The 15,134-nt window shown below is 69.9% G+C and carries 14 protein-coding genes and 4 pseudogenes; 12 read left to right on the top strand and 6 right to left on the bottom strand.

The genetic code is table 11. From position 1 onward, the window contains the following. The first annotated feature begins 122 nt into the window (after positions 1-122). A complete protein-coding gene (locus ABZX96_RS34160) occupies positions 123-1,301 on the top strand; it encodes a GDSL-type esterase/lipase family protein (RefSeq protein ID WP_355552148.1) in 1,179 nt (392 codons plus the stop codon). A gap of 584 nt (positions 1,302-1,885) precedes the next feature. Then, on the top strand, positions 1,886-2,344 hold the full coding sequence (locus ABZX96_RS34155; protein ID WP_355552145.1) for an SUKH-3 domain-containing protein: 459 nt from the start codon (positions 1,886-1,888) through the stop codon (positions 2,342-2,344). 14 nt (positions 2,345-2,358) lie between these two features. Here the strand turns inward: ABZX96_RS34155 and ABZX96_RS34150 are convergent. Then, positions 2,359-2,527: pseudogene (locus ABZX96_RS34150) on the bottom strand (ISL3 family transposase); the annotation flags it as partial. A gap of 556 nt (positions 2,528-3,083) precedes the next feature. On the opposite strand from ABZX96_RS34150, the gene ABZX96_RS34145 reads away from it, so the two are divergent. The 4 genes and pseudogenes from ABZX96_RS34145 to ABZX96_RS34130 all read left to right on the top strand — a co-directional run bounded on the left by ABZX96_RS34145 (position 3,084) and on the right by ABZX96_RS34130 (position 4,878). After that, positions 3,084-3,314 carry a hypothetical protein gene (locus ABZX96_RS34145; protein WP_355552142.1) on the top strand — a complete coding sequence of 77 codons (231 nt, stop codon included), beginning with the start codon at positions 3,084-3,086 and terminating at the stop codon, positions 3,312-3,314. Between the two features lie 78 nt (positions 3,315-3,392). Continuing rightward, positions 3,393-3,515, top strand: a pseudogene (locus ABZX96_RS34140) (transposase); the annotation flags it as partial. Positions 3,516-3,567: 52 nt separating this feature from the next. Beyond that, positions 3,568-4,272: pseudogene (locus ABZX96_RS34135) on the top strand (IS5 family transposase); the annotation flags it as partial. A gap of 63 nt (positions 4,273-4,335) precedes the next feature. Beyond that, positions 4,336-4,878, top strand: a complete 543-nt coding sequence (locus ABZX96_RS34130) for a GNAT family N-acetyltransferase (RefSeq protein WP_355552139.1) — start codon at positions 4,336-4,338, stop codon at positions 4,876-4,878. A 156-nt stretch (positions 4,879-5,034) separates the two neighbouring features. Here ABZX96_RS34130 and ABZX96_RS34125 read toward each other — a convergent pair whose 3' ends face one another. Beyond that, complete coding sequence (locus ABZX96_RS34125; protein ID WP_355552137.1) at positions 5,035-6,462, bottom strand: ISL3 family transposase; 1,428 nt, start codon at positions 6,460-6,462, stop codon at positions 5,035-5,037. Positions 6,463-6,754: 292 nt separating this feature from the next. Beyond that, the gene (locus ABZX96_RS34120; RefSeq protein WP_355552192.1) at positions 6,755-7,378 is read right to left on the bottom strand and encodes a TetR/AcrR family transcriptional regulator; all 624 of its coding nucleotides are present in this window, start codon (positions 7,376-7,378) and stop codon (positions 6,755-6,757) included. Positions 7,379-7,503: 125 nt separating this feature from the next. Between ABZX96_RS34120 and ABZX96_RS34115 the strand changes: the two genes are divergently transcribed. Next, the gene (locus ABZX96_RS34115) at positions 7,504-8,448 is read left to right on the top strand and encodes an alpha/beta fold hydrolase (RefSeq protein ID WP_355552134.1); all 945 of its coding nucleotides are present in this window, start codon (positions 7,504-7,506) and stop codon (positions 8,446-8,448) included. 128 nt (positions 8,449-8,576) lie between these two features. Here the strand turns inward: ABZX96_RS34115 and ABZX96_RS34110 are convergent. Then, positions 8,577-8,881: pseudogene (locus tag ABZX96_RS34110) on the bottom strand (hypothetical protein); the annotation flags it as partial. A 751-nt stretch (positions 8,882-9,632) separates the two neighbouring features. On the opposite strand from ABZX96_RS34110, the gene ABZX96_RS34105 reads away from it, so the two are divergent. Further along, the gene (locus ABZX96_RS34105) at positions 9,633-10,397 is read left to right on the top strand and encodes an SDR family oxidoreductase (protein ID WP_355552131.1); all 765 of its coding nucleotides are present in this window, start codon (positions 9,633-9,635) and stop codon (positions 10,395-10,397) included. Between the two features lie 443 nt (positions 10,398-10,840). On the opposite strand, the gene ABZX96_RS34100 is transcribed toward ABZX96_RS34105, so the two are convergent. Together ABZX96_RS34100 and ABZX96_RS34095 are read right to left on the bottom strand one after the other, a co-directional pair. Next, positions 10,841-11,212: a toxin Doc gene (locus ABZX96_RS34100; protein ID WP_355552129.1), complete on the bottom strand. Its 372-nt coding sequence runs from the start codon at positions 11,210-11,212 to the stop codon at positions 10,841-10,843. After that, positions 11,213-11,470 carry a ribbon-helix-helix protein, CopG family gene (locus tag ABZX96_RS34095; RefSeq protein ID WP_355552127.1) on the bottom strand — a complete coding sequence of 86 codons (258 nt, stop codon included), beginning with the start codon at positions 11,468-11,470 and terminating at the stop codon, positions 11,213-11,215. It abuts the gene before it with no gap. A 274-nt stretch (positions 11,471-11,744) separates the two neighbouring features. Between ABZX96_RS34095 and ABZX96_RS34090 the strand changes: the two genes are divergently transcribed. The 4 genes from ABZX96_RS34090 (at position 11,745) to ABZX96_RS34075 (ending at position 14,965) form a co-directional block, all read left to right on the top strand. Further along, complete coding sequence (locus ABZX96_RS34090) at positions 11,745-12,035, top strand: SDR family oxidoreductase (RefSeq protein WP_355552125.1); 291 nt, start codon at positions 11,745-11,747, stop codon at positions 12,033-12,035. 592 nt (positions 12,036-12,627) lie between these two features. Continuing rightward, positions 12,628-13,323, top strand: coding sequence for a hypothetical protein (locus ABZX96_RS34085; protein ID WP_355552122.1), 696 nt, complete (start codon positions 12,628-12,630; stop codon positions 13,321-13,323). Positions 13,324-13,735: 412 nt separating this feature from the next. Beyond that, a complete protein-coding gene (locus tag ABZX96_RS34080) occupies positions 13,736-13,969 on the top strand; it encodes a DUF6087 family protein (protein ID WP_355552119.1) in 234 nt (77 codons plus the stop codon). Between the two features lie 405 nt (positions 13,970-14,374). After that, entirely contained in the window at positions 14,375-14,965 is a 591-nt protein-coding gene (locus ABZX96_RS34075; RefSeq protein WP_355552117.1) for a lytic polysaccharide monooxygenase auxiliary activity family 9 protein, read from the top strand. The last annotated feature ends 169 nt before the right edge of the window (positions 14,966-15,134 follow it).

Here is a 15,134-nt window from a genome sequence, read left to right as displayed (position 1 = left end):
CGGCACCGCCACTCCGGCACCGCCACTCCGGCACCGCCATCCCGGCATCGTCACCCCGGCACCGCCACTCCGGCACCCACGCATCCGCACCCGCCGGACCCACAGACCAACCGGCTGAAGCAATGAACACGAGGCACGACATGATCACCACCCCCGTCACCGCCGACCTCCTGCGGGGTTACCTCGACGTGGAAGCGACCGCGCACGGTCTGCTGCCGCACCGGCTGCCCGCCCGGGCACGCCGGCAGATCCCGGACGACCAACTGGCCGTGGTCGAGGCCCAGCCCTCAGGCGTGCGGGTGGTCTTCCGCACCCGGGCCACCACGATCGAACTGGACACGCTGCCCACCAAGCGCGTTTACCGAGGTCTCCCGGCCCCGGCGGACGGCGTCTACGACCTGCTGGTCGACGGCCGTCTCGCCGCCCAGGCCACGGTGGCCGGCGGCAATGTGCGCACGATCACCGACATGTTCACCCAGACCTCCGAACTGTCGCCGGGGCCTGCCGGCACCGCCCGGTTCACCGACCTGCCCGCGCGGGAGAAGGACGTCGAGATCTGGCTCCCGCACTCGGAGATCACCGAGGTGATCGCCCTGCGCACCGACGCCCCCATCACGCCGGCGCCGGACAGCGGGCGCCGGGTGTGGCTGCACCACGGCAGCTCCATCAGCCACGGCTCGAACGCCACCCACCCCACCGCCATCTGGCCGGCCCTGGCAGCCGCCCACGGCGGGGTGGAACTGGTCAACATGGGGTTCGGCGGCAGCGCGCTGCTGGACCCGTTCACCGCCCGTGCGATGCGGGACACCCCCGCGGACCTGATCAGCGTCAAGATCGGCATCAACATCGTCAACGGCGACGTCATGCGCCTGCGCGCCTTCGGCCCCGCGGTCCACGGCTTCCTCGACACCCTCCGCGAGGGACACCCGAGCACGCCGCTGCTGGTCGTGTCCCCCATCCTGTGCCCCGTCCAGGAGGACACGCCCGGCCCCCTCGCCCCCGACTTCGACGGCGGCACCCTGCGCTTCAAGGCGACCGGCGACCCCGCCGAACGCGCCGCCGGGCGCCTGACCCTCAACGTCATCCGCGACGAACTCGCCCGCATCGTCTCCCAGCGGACGGCCGACGACCCGAACCTGCACTACCTCGACGGCCGCGACCTGTACGGCGAGGCGGACTACGCCGAACACCCGCTCCCCGACGAGGTGCACCCCGACTCCGCGGGTCACCGCCGCATCGCCGAGAACTTCGGGCGGCTCGCGTTCGGCGACGGCGGCCCCTTCGCCGCCACGGCCGGCTGACCGCCGTGCCCCTCTCGCCGTAGGCGAAGGAGGCGGTCGAGTACGCGCCGCCCGCCTCCTTCGCCGTCGGCCATCCCCAAGCCGTACAAAATCGGCCATCCGCCAGCCGTACGAAGCGAGCGCGGCCCGTTCCCCGGGCGAACGGCCGCGTACCGCCGGGCCGCGCCCGGCAACGCCGCAGCGGCCCCCGTCGGCCCTCGTCGGTCCCCGTCGGCCCCAGGACCGACACGACGGCGATGGCGACGGCCACGCAGGCGGCCGGAGGTGACGCCGAGCGCGAGCAGGACGGCCCGGGGATGGCGCAGCACTCAGGCAAGCGGACCCCTCCCCGAGGGCGGCGATGCGCGCACCCGGCGAACGCGAGGAACAGCGGGCTCGCGGCCCGGAATACCCCGCCCATCGCGACGTCGTCCTCGGTGACGGGCCGGGCCGTATCCGACGCGGGGGGGAGGCAAGGCCGGTGATGGCTGTGCGCGTGACTGCGGGCTCTGGTCCACTTCGTGTGGTGCGGTCACACGCCGTTCTCCCTCGGGTCGTCTGCTGGGATGATCGCCTCATGTGTCAAGCTGGGGGCTGGGCCTGTCATGAGCGAGTGGTCGCTGGAGGTGCTTGAGGTCCTGAAGGCTTCCGGATGGACGGCGGGCAGGCGGGTCGACACGACCGGCTGGCGGTCCATGTTCGAAGCGGTCGGCATCGTCATGCACGACGCTGCGGAGAGGTTTCTCCAGGAGTTCGGAGGGCTGACCGTGAGCATCGGTGGGCCGGGAGTCAACCGTGCCCGGGAACCATTCGAGCTGGACCCGGAGCTGGCTTGGGGGGAGGATGACCGGTTCTCCGAGTGGAGCGTCTTCTTGGGGAGACGTCTCTTCCCGCTCGGCGAGCTCGATCACGGCCGTTTCTTTCTCGGTATCGATGAGAGCAGTGAGACCTACCTTGTCGAGACCTGGGTTGCCAGTTTCGGGCCAATGCCGCACGCCCTCGAAAACCTGATCCTCGGCGTGATGCCCCGCAGGATCGATGACGATCACCGGCAGTCGGATTAGGCCCGCCGACATAGTCATTTGGCGAGCAGGACGTGCTTGCGGAGGAGCTCGAATCCTGCGCGACCGAACGTCTGGTGCTTGCATCTTGATTCGGTTGACATGGCCCTCGACGACACCGGAGTTCCACGGTTGGGAGAGTCCGGCGACGACGGCGTCTAGGTCGCGTTCGAGGTGGTGGGCGAACCGGTTAGTAGCTGTGCCATATCCCCTGATCAGTGACTGTCTGTGGCGGGTGGGCAGGTTCGTTCGCTAATGAGGCGGGATGGGTGGGTGTTCGAGTGAGGGTGGCTTGATTCGGTTGCCGGGTGGGGGACTTTCGGTCGGCTGAGGTGACCACGGGGACAGCAGCGGACCCTGTCGAGTACGAGCGGGCCGGAGCTTCCCCGGCCGGTGGAGTGCCGGCCCTTCGGCCCGTCCGGGGGTGAGAGTCGTGACCCAGTCAGTGGGCAGTGTGCTGCGTGACCGTTTCGAGGCACTGGTGACCGAGTCGCTCAGGCTGGTGCAGGTGAGACCCGCTGCCAGTTCGCGCTCGACGACATCGCCCTGGAGATAGCGCCGTTGCGTACGCACGGCGGGAACATGGCGCTGGCCGAGGGCGAGGACCTGGGGGCGGAGGACTCGTTACGCCTGTTCACCGAGGCCGTCGGGCTGTCCTTCCATCACCAAACGCACCCCTGCCCAGGTCTGGGCCGGCATCCGCTACCTGCGCAAGTTCGCCATCCGAGACGGGCTCCCCCCGGTGACCTACCACCGCACCGACGGTTTCCAGCTCTCCGAGGACCCCGAGGTCTGGATCACCTACGAACGCGCGGTCTTCACCATCGAGCTGACCCGCATCACCAACTTCATCGAGGCCGCCGTCGGCCCGCACGCCAGACGGCTGCCCCAGGACGAGTGGGCCCGCCTGGTCCTCGAACAGCTCGGCGGGGTCAAGGCCACCCTGGAAGTCCTCACCCGCATGGAACGCTGACATGACCCGCACCCACCCCGAGGCCTCGGCTCCGCGCGAGCGGCACTACCCCAGCGACACCACGGAGCCGAATGGGCCATCCTCGAACCGCTGCTGCCGCCACCGGCCTGCACCCAGCCCACCGGAGGACGACCCGAGAAGCACCCCCGCCGCAACGCGATCGACGCCATCCGGTACGTGAACGACAATGGAGTGAAGTGGCGGGCCGTGCCGGTCGACTTCGGCATCCCCTGGCGCACGGTTTTCGGATTTTTTTCAGCGTTGGCGGGACAGCGGCGTCTTGGCCCGCCTCCATGCCGAGCTGCACGAACGCGTCCGTGTCCACGACGGGATCAACCCCCGCACCGTGGCGGTGATCCTGGATTCCCAGTCCGTCAAGGGCGCCGAGACGGTGGGAGCGGCCACCCGCGGCTTCGACGCCGGAAAGAAGATCAACGGCCGCAAGCGGCACCTGGTCGTCGACATGCGCGGCATGCCGCTGGCGGTCATGGTCGCCCCCGCCACCAACCGCGACGACGCCCCGGCCCGAGACATGCTCTTCCGCCTCCGCCTCACCCACCCGGAGGTGACGGTCGCCTGGGCGGATTCCGCCTACGGCGGCGACCTCGTCGGCTGGTCGAAGTCCTTCCTCGGCATCACCCTGCACCCCGTCCCCCGCCGCAAGGACCAGGACGGCTTCGCGGTCCTGGCCAAGCGGTGGCGGGTGGAGCGGGCGTTCTCCTGGATCATGAGAGCCCGAAGAAACGTACGGGACTACGAACGCACGATCTCGCACAACGAGGCCTACCTCACCTGGACCATGATCACCCTCATGGTCCGCCGCCTCACCCGGCCCCCACGGCCACCCCGCACCACCTCCCGCCCCGTCAAATCCGAGGCGGCGGTGAGGCCTCCCAAGCCCATACGCCTGCGGCTGTACCCGCACACCGTTCGCCTCGCAGCCGCGGCTCTCCACTGACCAGCAGCTGACGCCCCGGTCTGCTCCGGGGCTCTTGTCAGCGGGCGGTGCCACACTCCCGGGATGCACAACGATTCCTTGAAACTGCGCCAGGTCACCTCTCCCCGCACGGTCGACGCCCGGCTCCGCCAGGCCCTGATCAACTGCTGGGTCGACGTCACCAACGCCGGCGGGGCGGCCGGCTTCCCGTTTCCGCCCATCGACGCCCAGCAGGCAGCCCCCGCTCTCGACACCATCATCACCAGCCTCGCCCCGGATACCTGCCGTCTGCTGGTGGCCCTGGTGGAGGGCGAGGTGGCGGGATGGCTCAACATACGACGCGACCCCTTTGCCCTCATCGCCCACTGGGGAACGCTGCATCATGTCCAGACACATCCCCGCGTTCGCGGCCGCGGTGTCGGTGTCGCGCTGATGGAACGCGTCCGCCAGGTCGCCCGGGACGAGATGCGCTTGGAGCACCTGCACCTAACCGCACGCGGCGGAGTGGGGCTGGAAGACTTCTACGGGCGGCTCGGCTGGAAAGAAATCGGCCGCTGGCCCGACGCCCTCCGTCTTGCCCCTGGAGATGATCGCGACGAAATCCTCATGCTCCTCGCACCCCTCTGACGGGAACGGGCTCGCCAGGCGATGCGGGGCTTTGCACGGTGACCGCTGTCGTCACCCCTGAACGGTGGATGGCCTCCCAAAGACCGCTCGCCGCTTCTCCCTCATAGGTCCCGCCTGATCACCACAGGCAGTCACTGATCAGGGGATATGGCACAGCTACTTAAGACTGGGCAGGCCGGTAGCTGCTCTGGCTGATTCGATCCACTCTGGCAGTTGGTCGCCTTGCAGGTCGGTGACCATGTGGGCGAAGGTCCGCACGTGCTTGGCAAGAACGTCCAGCTCGGGGCAGTTGGCCAGCACGGCCTTAAGCTGGATCCGGTAGCTCTCGACCAGGGCGTCCGGGTGGGTCAGGAGCCAGCGGGTCACGGCGCGGGCCGATGGCGGCTGGGGGCCGACCGGCTGGGGTTTGCCGCGCAGAGTCCTGCTGACGTAGTCGCGAACGTTGCCGTAGCCGTCTGGGTAGCCCTGCTCTCTGCTCTCCTCCCACAGCTTCCAGGCGTTGGTGCAGCCTTCTTGCCAGCGCAGGTCGAGGTGGGGCTTGTAGGCGTCGAGCTTGGTCGCCCGGCTTTGCCGCTGGCCAGTGAACAGCTCCTCCGGTGTGGCGGCCCGGGAGAAGCGCAGGATCGTGTTGAGCGTCATGCCGAGCTGCCGGGCGACGGACCGCTTGCTGTGGCCGGCGGCGAGGAGCGCGTGGATGGTGGCGTGCTTGGCGCGGGTGCGTTCGGCGAACCGGTGGCCGGTCGGCCAGGGCGATGACGCAGTCGGCTCCGCCTCCTTTGGTGGATCATCAGGCGGTGCTGGTGTGAGGTGCAGGCAACCGCGGTGTCGGTAGACGCACTTCTCGGCGGCTTCGCCCAGGTTGTGCCAGAGGTGCCACCGGTCCGCGATATGTATGGCCTGTGGGGCGCCACGGGTCGCGCCCCCGGCGAAGAAGGGGGCTCGATCTCGGCAGACGATCTCGATGCCGGGCCTCTCGGCGAGCCAGGCCGCCAGCGTGTCCGCCTCCCGACCCGGCAGGAGATCGATCGGGCGACGTGTCTCGACGTTGACAAGCACAGTTCCGTAGACGTGGCCCTTGCGCTGGGCGTACTCGTCCACGCCGACCACGCGAGGCTCCGCGACGGGAGGTTCGGGCAGCGAGGCGATCAGCCTCAGCAGGGTATTTCGACTGACCAGCGCTCCGAAGACGTCCGTCATGCGGGCCCCGGCCCGGCCCGCGAGCGCGAGGCCGATCGAGATGAGCGTCGATCGCAGCCGTTCCGTCCGCCGGCCGAACCGGCGGGCGAGCCCCGGCACCTGCTCGGTGAAAGTCTTGCGCGAACAGGAGCCCTCCGCGCAGACGAACCGGCGCACCCTCAATGCCACCACGACGGACTTGCCCGCCGTCGGTAGATCGTGAGGGAACCGCAGATAGGAGCCGTGTATTCGCCCCGACAAGTACCCGCAGCCAGGGCAGGTCGCCTGCCGAGCAGTGCTCAGGGCCTCGATCCGGACGACCATGTCGGTTGCCTCGACCGACTCCACCAACACGTTCTCCAGCGAGGGGAACAGCAACTCATCAAGTTCCGGCCTTACTTCGTTCACGGCGCAGCACTGTCGGCCACACTGCACACCGACCGGGCGATTTTCGGGCTATCTCAGCCAGCCTCACGAGGAGATCGACAGTCACGCTACGTACGCGACCACACGAAATGGACCAGAGCCTGACTGCGGGGGCCGTTCAGAAATGACTGAGGGAGTCGCCACCTGATCGAATTTCCGATGTCAGCTCCTTGCGACGCCACTTGGAGGCGTGCGACGGGACTGCGAGGTGTGCTTCTCCCGCCGGGGGTCTCCTGGATAACTCGCAGGCGAAGGCCGAGTTGTGCGCCGATGGCTACGTCCGCGTCTGGTGCGCAGGGGTGAGGAAGATGCGGTCGAGGCGGTAGGTGAGGACCGCGGCGGCGGATTCGGCGCTGCGTTGGCCCACCAGGACGCTGGTGCCCAGACCTGCGGACATGGCCAGCAAGCCGATCGCCTCCGTGTGCGGATCCGTTCCGGGCCGCAGCTGCCCGTCCGTCGCCGCCTGTGTGAGCAGCTTGGTGACGGTCGCCTCGGCGGTGTCGGGTTCCTTGATGTACGGCTGGGCCGCGAGCGTCTCGTCGGTGATCGCCAGGACCGCGTAGGAGGTGTAGAGGTGGTGGAACACCCGGCTTTCCTCGTCGGTGGGCAGCGCTGCCCACAGCAGGGCCTCGACGATCGCGCGCGGTCCCGGATCGTCCCCGGCGGCCCGGACGCGGGCGGCCACCCGCTGCCCGAAGCGTTCCGTGAGGTGCCGCAGCCCGAACAGGAGCAGCTTCTCCTTGGTCTCGAAGTAGTACTGCACCAGCCGCAGGGACACTCCTGCCTCCGTCGCCACGTCACGCATCCCCACCGCGTGAAGGCCGAGTCGCCCGGAGGCACGGACCAGCGCCTCCGCGATCTCGGTTCGGCGTTCCGCATGGTCCACCCGCTTGGGCACGATCCGTTTCTCCACTTCCACAAGCCGACACGGTCGAGGCTGCGTCCCAGCCTCGCATTGGTACAGCCGTACCATAAACGTGGTACGTTCGTATCACGAACCACTTCGGTCCCTCGGAGGCAGCCGTGCCCGAATCCGTCCCGCGTCCCCCGGCTGATGTCGGCCGCTACCTCAGTGACGCCTTACGCGAGCGGCACTTCGCAGCGTGCGACGCGGTCTACGCGCTGGGGGCCACCGCCTCCGCGGAGCAGACGGTGGAGACATCCTTCGGCACCACGCACGTCTACCGTTACGACCCCACCGATGAGGCCGCCCGCGACCGCACCCCCATCGTCCTCCTGCACGGCGCGGGCTCCTGCTCGGCCATGTGGTACCCGAACACCCCCGCACTGAGTGCCGCGCGTCCGGTCTACGCGCTCGACACCCCGGGGGATCCCGGCCGCAGCGTGCAGCGCCTCCCGATCCACCAGCCCGAGCGCGCCGCACAGTGGCTGGACGAAACCCTGGCCGGGCTCGGACTCGACCAGGTACACCTCGTCGGCTCCTCCTACGGCGGCTGGCTCACCCTGAACCAGGCACACCGCAAGCCCGCACGCCTCGCCTCGGCCACCCTTCTCGACCCCGGTGGCCTGGAGAAGGTCGGGCTGCGCTTCTTCGTCTGGATCTTCCTCAGTTTCTTCGCCACCTTCGCCCCCCAAGCGCTGCGGCCCCGGCTCGCGGCCTGGCTCGACCAACCCGTACTGGTCGTACCGGAACTGCGCGCCATGATTCAGGCCGGCAGACGCGCCTTCCGCATCCGCCGCCCGGCACCACTGCCCCTGTCCGATGCCGAACTGGCCGGCATCCGCACGCCGCTGTACCTGGTGATCGGACAGCGCAGCCTGTTGCTGCATCCGCAGCGGCAGGCCGAGCGCGTTCCCCGGCTGGTACCGGGCTCCCGGGTCGAGATCGTCGGCGGCACAGGCCACGGGCCGCAGATAGACCATGCCGCCAGAGTGAATCACCGCATGCTGGACTTCATGGAGTCCGTCGGACGCGACCAGACGAAGACCGGCGAACGGAAATCCTGAAGCCGCGACCTCACGGCGACCGGCAAGGGATGCCGTCGGCTCGTACCGGCGCCCACAAGCCGACTCGCTGCGGTCACGTCACAGAAAGCGGACCAGACCCCGAAGCGGCCGGCCCAGCCACCGGACCGCACGCACGAGCCGACCGCGAGCGCCACCGCCGCGCGGGAAGCGGTCTTTCCCGCCACGAGACCCCGCCAGCCACGAGACCCCAGCAACCACGAGACCCCAGCAACCACGAAACCCCAGCAACCACGAAACCCCGCCCGGCACGAGACCCCGCCCGGCGAGACAGCCCTCAAGCCGCTGGGACGCCTCCGGCCGTAGACGTAGGTACCGCCGGAGGCGGGGTGGCGGGCCCCGGGCCGAGCGGAGGAGGTGGCATCGCACAGGCGACGACGGCCGCGAGCGCCAGACCGATCGGCACTCCGCAGCCGGGTAAGTCCCACATGCTCATCGCCCTGGGCACCGAGGCCGCGATGGAGGGTCTGACCTGACGGTCTTCCGCTAGAAGGGCGGAGTTCCACCGAGATCGACCGCGTCCCCGTCGACCCGCACGCCCCGACGTCCTCCCACACCTGGCGCCCGAACAGCCCCGCCTACGGGGCGCTCACCCGGCTCGCCGCCGAGTGTGACGGCGGCGCCGTCCTCGTCGCCGGTGCGACCGGAGATGTCGTCCGGGCGCGTCAGGCAAGCGGAGCCCGACGGCCCCCGCTGCTCGCGGACCGGGCTGACCTGAACGGCTGTCGTGGCGCGCGGGGGGCGACGGGCTCCCGGCCGGATGGAGCCCGCAGCAGCACATGAGGCGGCCCAGGCGGAAATCACCGCTCCCTCTGGGGAGTGGCCCCATTGCTGCGGACGGCCCGTACCTCGTGACCGATGTGCCCGCCGCTGGTGTGCTGGGGGTGGAGCCGGGGGAGCGTGCCACCCGTTTGTCGGCGATCCCGGCCCTGTCGGTGCGCACCACACCGGTGCGCGCTCCAAGGCGCGCGACTCCGTGGCTTCCGGCTCCGCGGCTGTCGATCGGTATTCGGTGATCGGCGTTCAGTGTTCGGCGTTCGGTGTTCGGTGTTCGGCGAGGTGACCGGCCTGTCGTCCGCGGGCGGATCACCGGCACACGAGCAAGTCCGGCACACAAGCAAGTCCGACGCACGAGTACGAGCACGAGCACGAGCAAGGAGGCCGTCATGGTCAGTACCCCGGACAAGACGCTCAGAGGCAAGGTCGCCTTCGTCGGCGGCGCGTCCCGCAACCTGGGCGGCCTGATCAGTACGACGCTGGGCGCCGAGGGCGCGCGGGTGGCCGTGCACTACAACAGCGACTCCTCCCGGGCCCAGGCCGAGGAGGTGGTCGCGCGGATCGACGCCGGGCCCGGTGAGGCGTTCGCGATCCAGGCCGACCTGACGCGGGTCACCGAGGTCGAGCGGGTCTTCGACGAGGTCGTGAACCGGTTCGGAAAGCTGGACTACAGCATCAACACCGCCGGCATGGTGCTGAGGAAGCCGCTCACGGAGATCACGGAGGAGGAGTACGACCGGATGTTCGCGGTCAACTCCAAGGCCGCGTTCTTCGTGATGCGCGAGGCCGCCCGGCGGATGGCCGACGGTGGGAAGATCATTACGATCGTCACCTCGCTGCTGGCCGCCTACACCGGCCTGTACTCCCTCTACGCCGGCAGCAAGGCCCCGGTCGAGCACTTCGCCCGCGCCCTGTCCAAGGAACTGTTCGGCCGGAACATCTCCGTGAACAACATCGCCCCGGGCCCGATGGACACCCCGTTCTTCTACCCCGCGGAAGACGACGACTCGATCGCGTTCCACAAGTCCTCGGCGATGAGCGGCGACCTCACCAAGATCGAGGACATCGTTCCCTGGGTCCGTCACCTGCTGACCGACGGCTGGTGGGCCAACGGACAGACCCTCTTCCTCAACGGCGGCTACGCCACCCGCTGAACCGGCCCCCAATACATCGGACCATTGGCGCCACCTGCACTACGCCCCGCGGCTGCGCCTGGACGCCGGCGGGCCGGGATCACGGACCGCCACGTCGGCGCACGCCTGCTCGTGGCGAGGTGCAGGTCGCTGTGCCGCTGTGCCGCTGTGCCGCTGTGACGCTGTGACGCTGTGACGCTGTGACGCGCGAGTCTGCCGTCGTGATCCGGCACCGCCGCCGTGCCGTATGGCCAAGGAGCCACCTGCGTCACCCGGAGGATCGTCTTCGCGTCCGCGGCGGCAAAGGCACAGCGTTCGAGGCGCTTCGCGGCTCCTCCGCCGTCGTGGCTGCCAGAGGACCAGAGGGCCAGAGGACCAGAGGGACAGCGAGGACTGCCTGCGGGCTGTGACGCCATGGCCGGGAGGGCCGGGAGCCGACGGACCTGCGAGCGGCTGGTGGGTGCTCAGAGGCGCCAGGAGCGGATGCGATCGGCCGCGTCGTATCCGTCGGCGTGACCGGCGTCGATGTCGCGGGCGAGGTCGATCAGCGCACCGTAGGGCGGGGCGACGGCCTCACCGGCGGCGTCCATGTAGGCCACGACGAGCGCGGCGCCGTACAGGGCGTTGCGGGCCGGGAGGGGGCGCAGCCGGATGACGGCGTGCATCAGGGCAGCCGCGCGCCAGGCGCTGTCGACGGTGACGCCGACCTGGGGCGTGTTGACGCGGTGCCGGGCGACGGCCGCGACGAGGTTGGAGAAGTCGTGGACCGAGGGGTGCTTGGGCAGGACCTCCACCTGGCGCTCCAGGAGCCAGCGCAGGTCGATGTGGAGCTCCACTCAGACCGCCCGCTCCGGAACGCGGGTGGTGTCCGGGCCGACGGGGGCGTCGTCGGGGAAGGCCGCGTCGAAAGCGGCCCCGTTGTCGGCGACGAATCGGCGGAAGACCTCCGCGGCGCCTTCCAGACGAGGATCACGGACCGCGTTGTGCGCGGCCTCGGTGATCAGCGCGGTCACCGTGGTGCCCGCGGCCTCGGCACGCTCCTGCAACTGAGCGTGGAGCTCCTCGGGCACCCGGATCGTCACAGACTTCGACATACCGCCGACCGTACAGCAGCACGTACAGCACCCACAGGGAAACGACGAACCCGGCCCCCGACGAAGCCGTGGACCGCCCGCCGCGGTCATGAAGCGGGTGCCGATGTTCCGCGGCCGATGAGGCGGCGGGGGATTCCGGCGAGCCGGAACGACCGACGCGCGACGCGTTCCCGAGGGGGAGTCCGTCCGCTGGTGGCGCTGGGGGAGGCCACCCGAAAACCCCGAACAGTCCTGCTGTGTGATGCCCTTGGACGCGGCCGGATACGGATGGGGGGTGTCTGTGGACGGGAACCGGTTCGTTGGCAAGGTCGTGATCGTTACCGGGGGCGGGTCCGGCATCGGTGCCGCGACCGCGTATCGCTTCGGACGTGAGGGCGCCGCGGTGGTCGCCGTCGGGCGGAGCGAGGACCGGCTGAAGGAGGCCGCCGCCGACGCCCCCGCCGGTGCGCGCGTCCTCACCCGGGTCGCGGACGTCTCGGAGGAGTCCTCGATCACCGTGTTGATCACGGACGTGGCCGAGGAATATGGCCGACTGGACGTGCTGGTCAACAACGCGGGTGGCTGATCGCAGGGGATGGAGGCGTCCGACGGAGACGGCCCGTCCGCCGGGCACGCCCAGGTGTTCATGAGACGACCGGGCCGCGCCGTCATGCAGCACCGTCATCCAGGGGCTCCCGGCCCGGCATCTACGCCACGGCCGCCCCGAACCGCAGCCGTCCGCGCCGACGGACCCGGCCCCTCAGCCGCTCGCGGAGGAATCGCGGCCGGGCGACGCGACATACTCGGACCAGTTGGCGACGTCCTTGCGGGCCGGTGCCTTGATGTCGGGATCGATGCCGCAGTCCGAGAACTCCTCGGTGATCCGCTCCTCGCCCTTGGAGGTCCGGTCCCTCTCCTCCTCCTTGGCGATGAGGCCGTCCTTGTCGACATCGACCCTGGCTCCCAGCCTCCGGCACGGCGGCCCGTCGCCTCGGCGCCCTGGACGGCCTGTCGACGGGCCTCCACCGGGACGCTCCCCGCTGCGGAGAAATCCCGGGAAGCCGCCCGGGAAGGCTCGGACGAGTGTGAGGCCCCCTCGGTGGAATGTGTTACATCATGCGCGTTGACCTGGGCATCATGGCTCCCGAGCAGGATCAACGACAGGGGGAGGCGGACAGTTGCCCGGCCTGATGGACTTGGCGTACACCACGGCCGGCGGTGTGGTGGGCGCCGCCGTGACCACCTACATCGCCAGGAATCACGAACGTCGTCAGCTTCGCGCCGCCGTCATGGAGCAGCTTCAACGCGTGTGGCTGGTCCGTGCCGGGGTGTGTGACATCGTGCCGCACCGCGCCGGACGCCCCGCCGCGTACATGGTGGGGCGTCAGCTGTCGGCCACGGGCGAACTCGGGCTCTCACCCGTACTGGAGGACGGCAGTGACGCCGAGCGTGCGCTGCGCGAAGCCGTCGCGGGTCTGGTGGTGGCGGCGCTCTCGGCGGGCATACCGCGCAGGGTCCTGGACTTCGCGGGAGGCGGCGAGGAGCGCGCCATGCAGTGCGAACTGATCCGGCTCGTCGACCTGCGCGTCGGCGGGGTGCTGGGCGAGTCGCTCGACGAGCTGACGTCCCTGTGCGCCGAGTATCGGGAGGCAACGGCCCAACTCCTGCTCCAGGCGCTGTGGCACCCCTGGCAGATCAGATGGCGTATGCGCGCACGCGTCCGGGCACTCCGCACAGCGGTGGAGGCCCTGCACCACAAGCAGCAGGAAGCCGTATCACTCCTGACCCGATCACCCCGCACCCGCACTCTCGCCCAGCAACTCGCCGCCGCCCTTCCGCCGAACGCCGACGAGTCCGGGTCCGCGGCCTCGTGACGTCATGGCCCGCACGTGCTGTCCTTCGGCGGGGAACCGGAAGCGGACCATGAAGACCTCTGGTGGCTGCTGCGAGACGCGGCGCTGCCGTGCCTGCCGTGCCTGCCGTGCCCGAATGGTGTCGCCGTCCCACCTGACCCGCCGCCCCGCAGTACGAAGTTCCGCGGGGGCCAAGCCGTGGCAGTTGAGGGGGCCGGTGTGGGGCACTCGTTCCATGGCCCGTGAGAATGCCGAAAAGGACGGAGGGGGCATGGAGGAAGGGACGGCAATATAAGTCCCTTTCAGCCTCTTTTCCATCATGGAGCCCGATGAGCCTGGCGGGCCCGATGAGCCTGGGTCCGACGAGCCCGGTGGGCCCGACGAAGACCAGGAGGGCGACGATGGCCGACTGGTCCGAAGATGCGCGCCGCCGGTGGGGACGGCGCCTGATGGCCCGTACGTACCAGCCGGGCCGGATGCGAGCGTCACACTGCGGCACGGGCCACTCCGCGCCGGACATCCGGACCCGGAGCTGTCCCGGGCGGTGCTGTGCTGGATGGTGCTGAGCTGGACCGGCGTGAAGTGGGAACTGGTCAAGGTCGTACCTGACTCCGCAGCCGCCAAGCGGCTCATGCGCTCGCGGAAGGCCGGGCCCGAACCCTGGTGAGCCGGTCCCGGTCGGCGCGGCCGGGCAGCCTGACACCGCAGCTCCAGGCGCTATGGCTGGGGAAGGGAGGGAGTTCGGGAGCGCTCGGCTGCCGGTGCCCACTATCGAGCAGAGCCGGGCGGAGCTGGGCAGATCCGGGCATGCCTGGGGGTGCTCAAGCCGGAGGCGGTGCGGTACGCGGTGGCGCTCAGGGCGCTCCGCGCGTCCCGGGGGCGTCATCGATATGGACGTCATTGATATGGACATGCTCAAGTCGCCGGACTAGTCTCGGACTTGGTCTAGACCGCATTCGGACGTGTGTCCTCCGGTCGTATCCGCGCTGCCGCCTCGTCCTCACCGTTCGACCCGGCAGTGTGCCCGGCGCGCGTTCGTCCCATCCGCAACCCCGGACCACGGGAGCACACCATGCGCAGGAAGCTCACCTCGTTACTCCTCGGCCTCGGCCTCGCCGGTACGGCCGTCCTCGCCACCAGCGGCAGCGCCCAGGGCCACGGCTACACGAACTCGCCCGTCAGCCGCCAGCAACTGTGCGGCAACGGCACCGTCCGAGGCTGCGGACAGATCCAGTGGGAGCCGCCGAGCGTGGAGGGGCCCAAGGGATTCCCCGCGCGCGGCCCCGCCGACGGGCGCATCTGCGCGGGTGGCATCGGGCGCTTCTCCGAACTGGACGACCCGCGAGGCGGCAACTGGCCGGCCACCAAGCTGACCGCCGGTCAGAGCTACAACTTCACCTGGCGGATCGCCGCCCGTCACGCCACCACCGACTTCCGCTACTACATCACCAAGGACGGCTGGGACCCCACCAAGCCGCTGACCAGGGCCGACCTGGACCTCCAGCCCTTCCTCACGGTGCCCTTCGGCGGCCGTCTGCCCGGCTCCACGGTCACCCACGCCGGCGTCCTGCCCCAGAAGACCGGCCGCCACCTCATCCTCGGCGTCTGGACCATCGCCGACACCGGCAACGCCTTCTACGCCTGCTCCGACGTGACCTTCTGACCACGTTCCCGGGCCGGGGACGCGCACATCGCCACCGCCCCCACCCGCCCCGGCCCAGCAGTCGCACACCGGCACCCGGCCCGGGCCAACACGGTGCCCGGCCCTTAACCGGCCCGGGCCGGGTCGGGCCGGGGTCCCCCGCGTGGGCCTCGTCTTGGGCGCGCGCTAG

Origin of the sequence: Streptomyces sp. NPDC003077, assembly GCF_040611095.1 — a bacterium.
GTDB lineage: Bacteria > Actinomycetota > Actinomycetes > Streptomycetales > Streptomycetaceae > Streptomyces.
The sequence above is the reverse complement of the archived record's forward strand: the minus strand, read 5'-3'. Positions and strand labels throughout refer to the sequence as shown.

Excerpts from the sequence above, each read along its gene's own strand:
- ABZX96_RS34160 (WP_355552148.1), top strand. The coding sequence starts at position 123 with ATGAACACGAGGCACGACATGATCACCACCCCCGTCACCGCCGACCTC.
- ABZX96_RS34155 (WP_355552145.1), top strand. The coding sequence starts at position 1,886 with ATGAGCGAGTGGTCGCTGGAGGTGCTTGAGGTCCTGAAGGCTTCCGGA.
- ABZX96_RS34130 (WP_355552139.1), top strand. The coding sequence starts at position 4,336 with ATGCACAACGATTCCTTGAAACTGCGCCAGGTCACCTCTCCCCGCACG.
- ABZX96_RS34105 (WP_355552131.1), top strand. The coding sequence starts at position 9,633 with ATGGTCAGTACCCCGGACAAGACGCTCAGAGGCAAGGTCGCCTTCGTC.
- ABZX96_RS34095 (WP_355552127.1), bottom strand. The coding sequence starts at position 11,470 with ATGTCGAAGTCTGTGACGATCCGGGTGCCCGAGGAGCTCCACGCTCAG.
- ABZX96_RS34075 (WP_355552117.1), top strand. The coding sequence starts at position 14,375 with ATGCGCAGGAAGCTCACCTCGTTACTCCTCGGCCTCGGCCTCGCCGGT.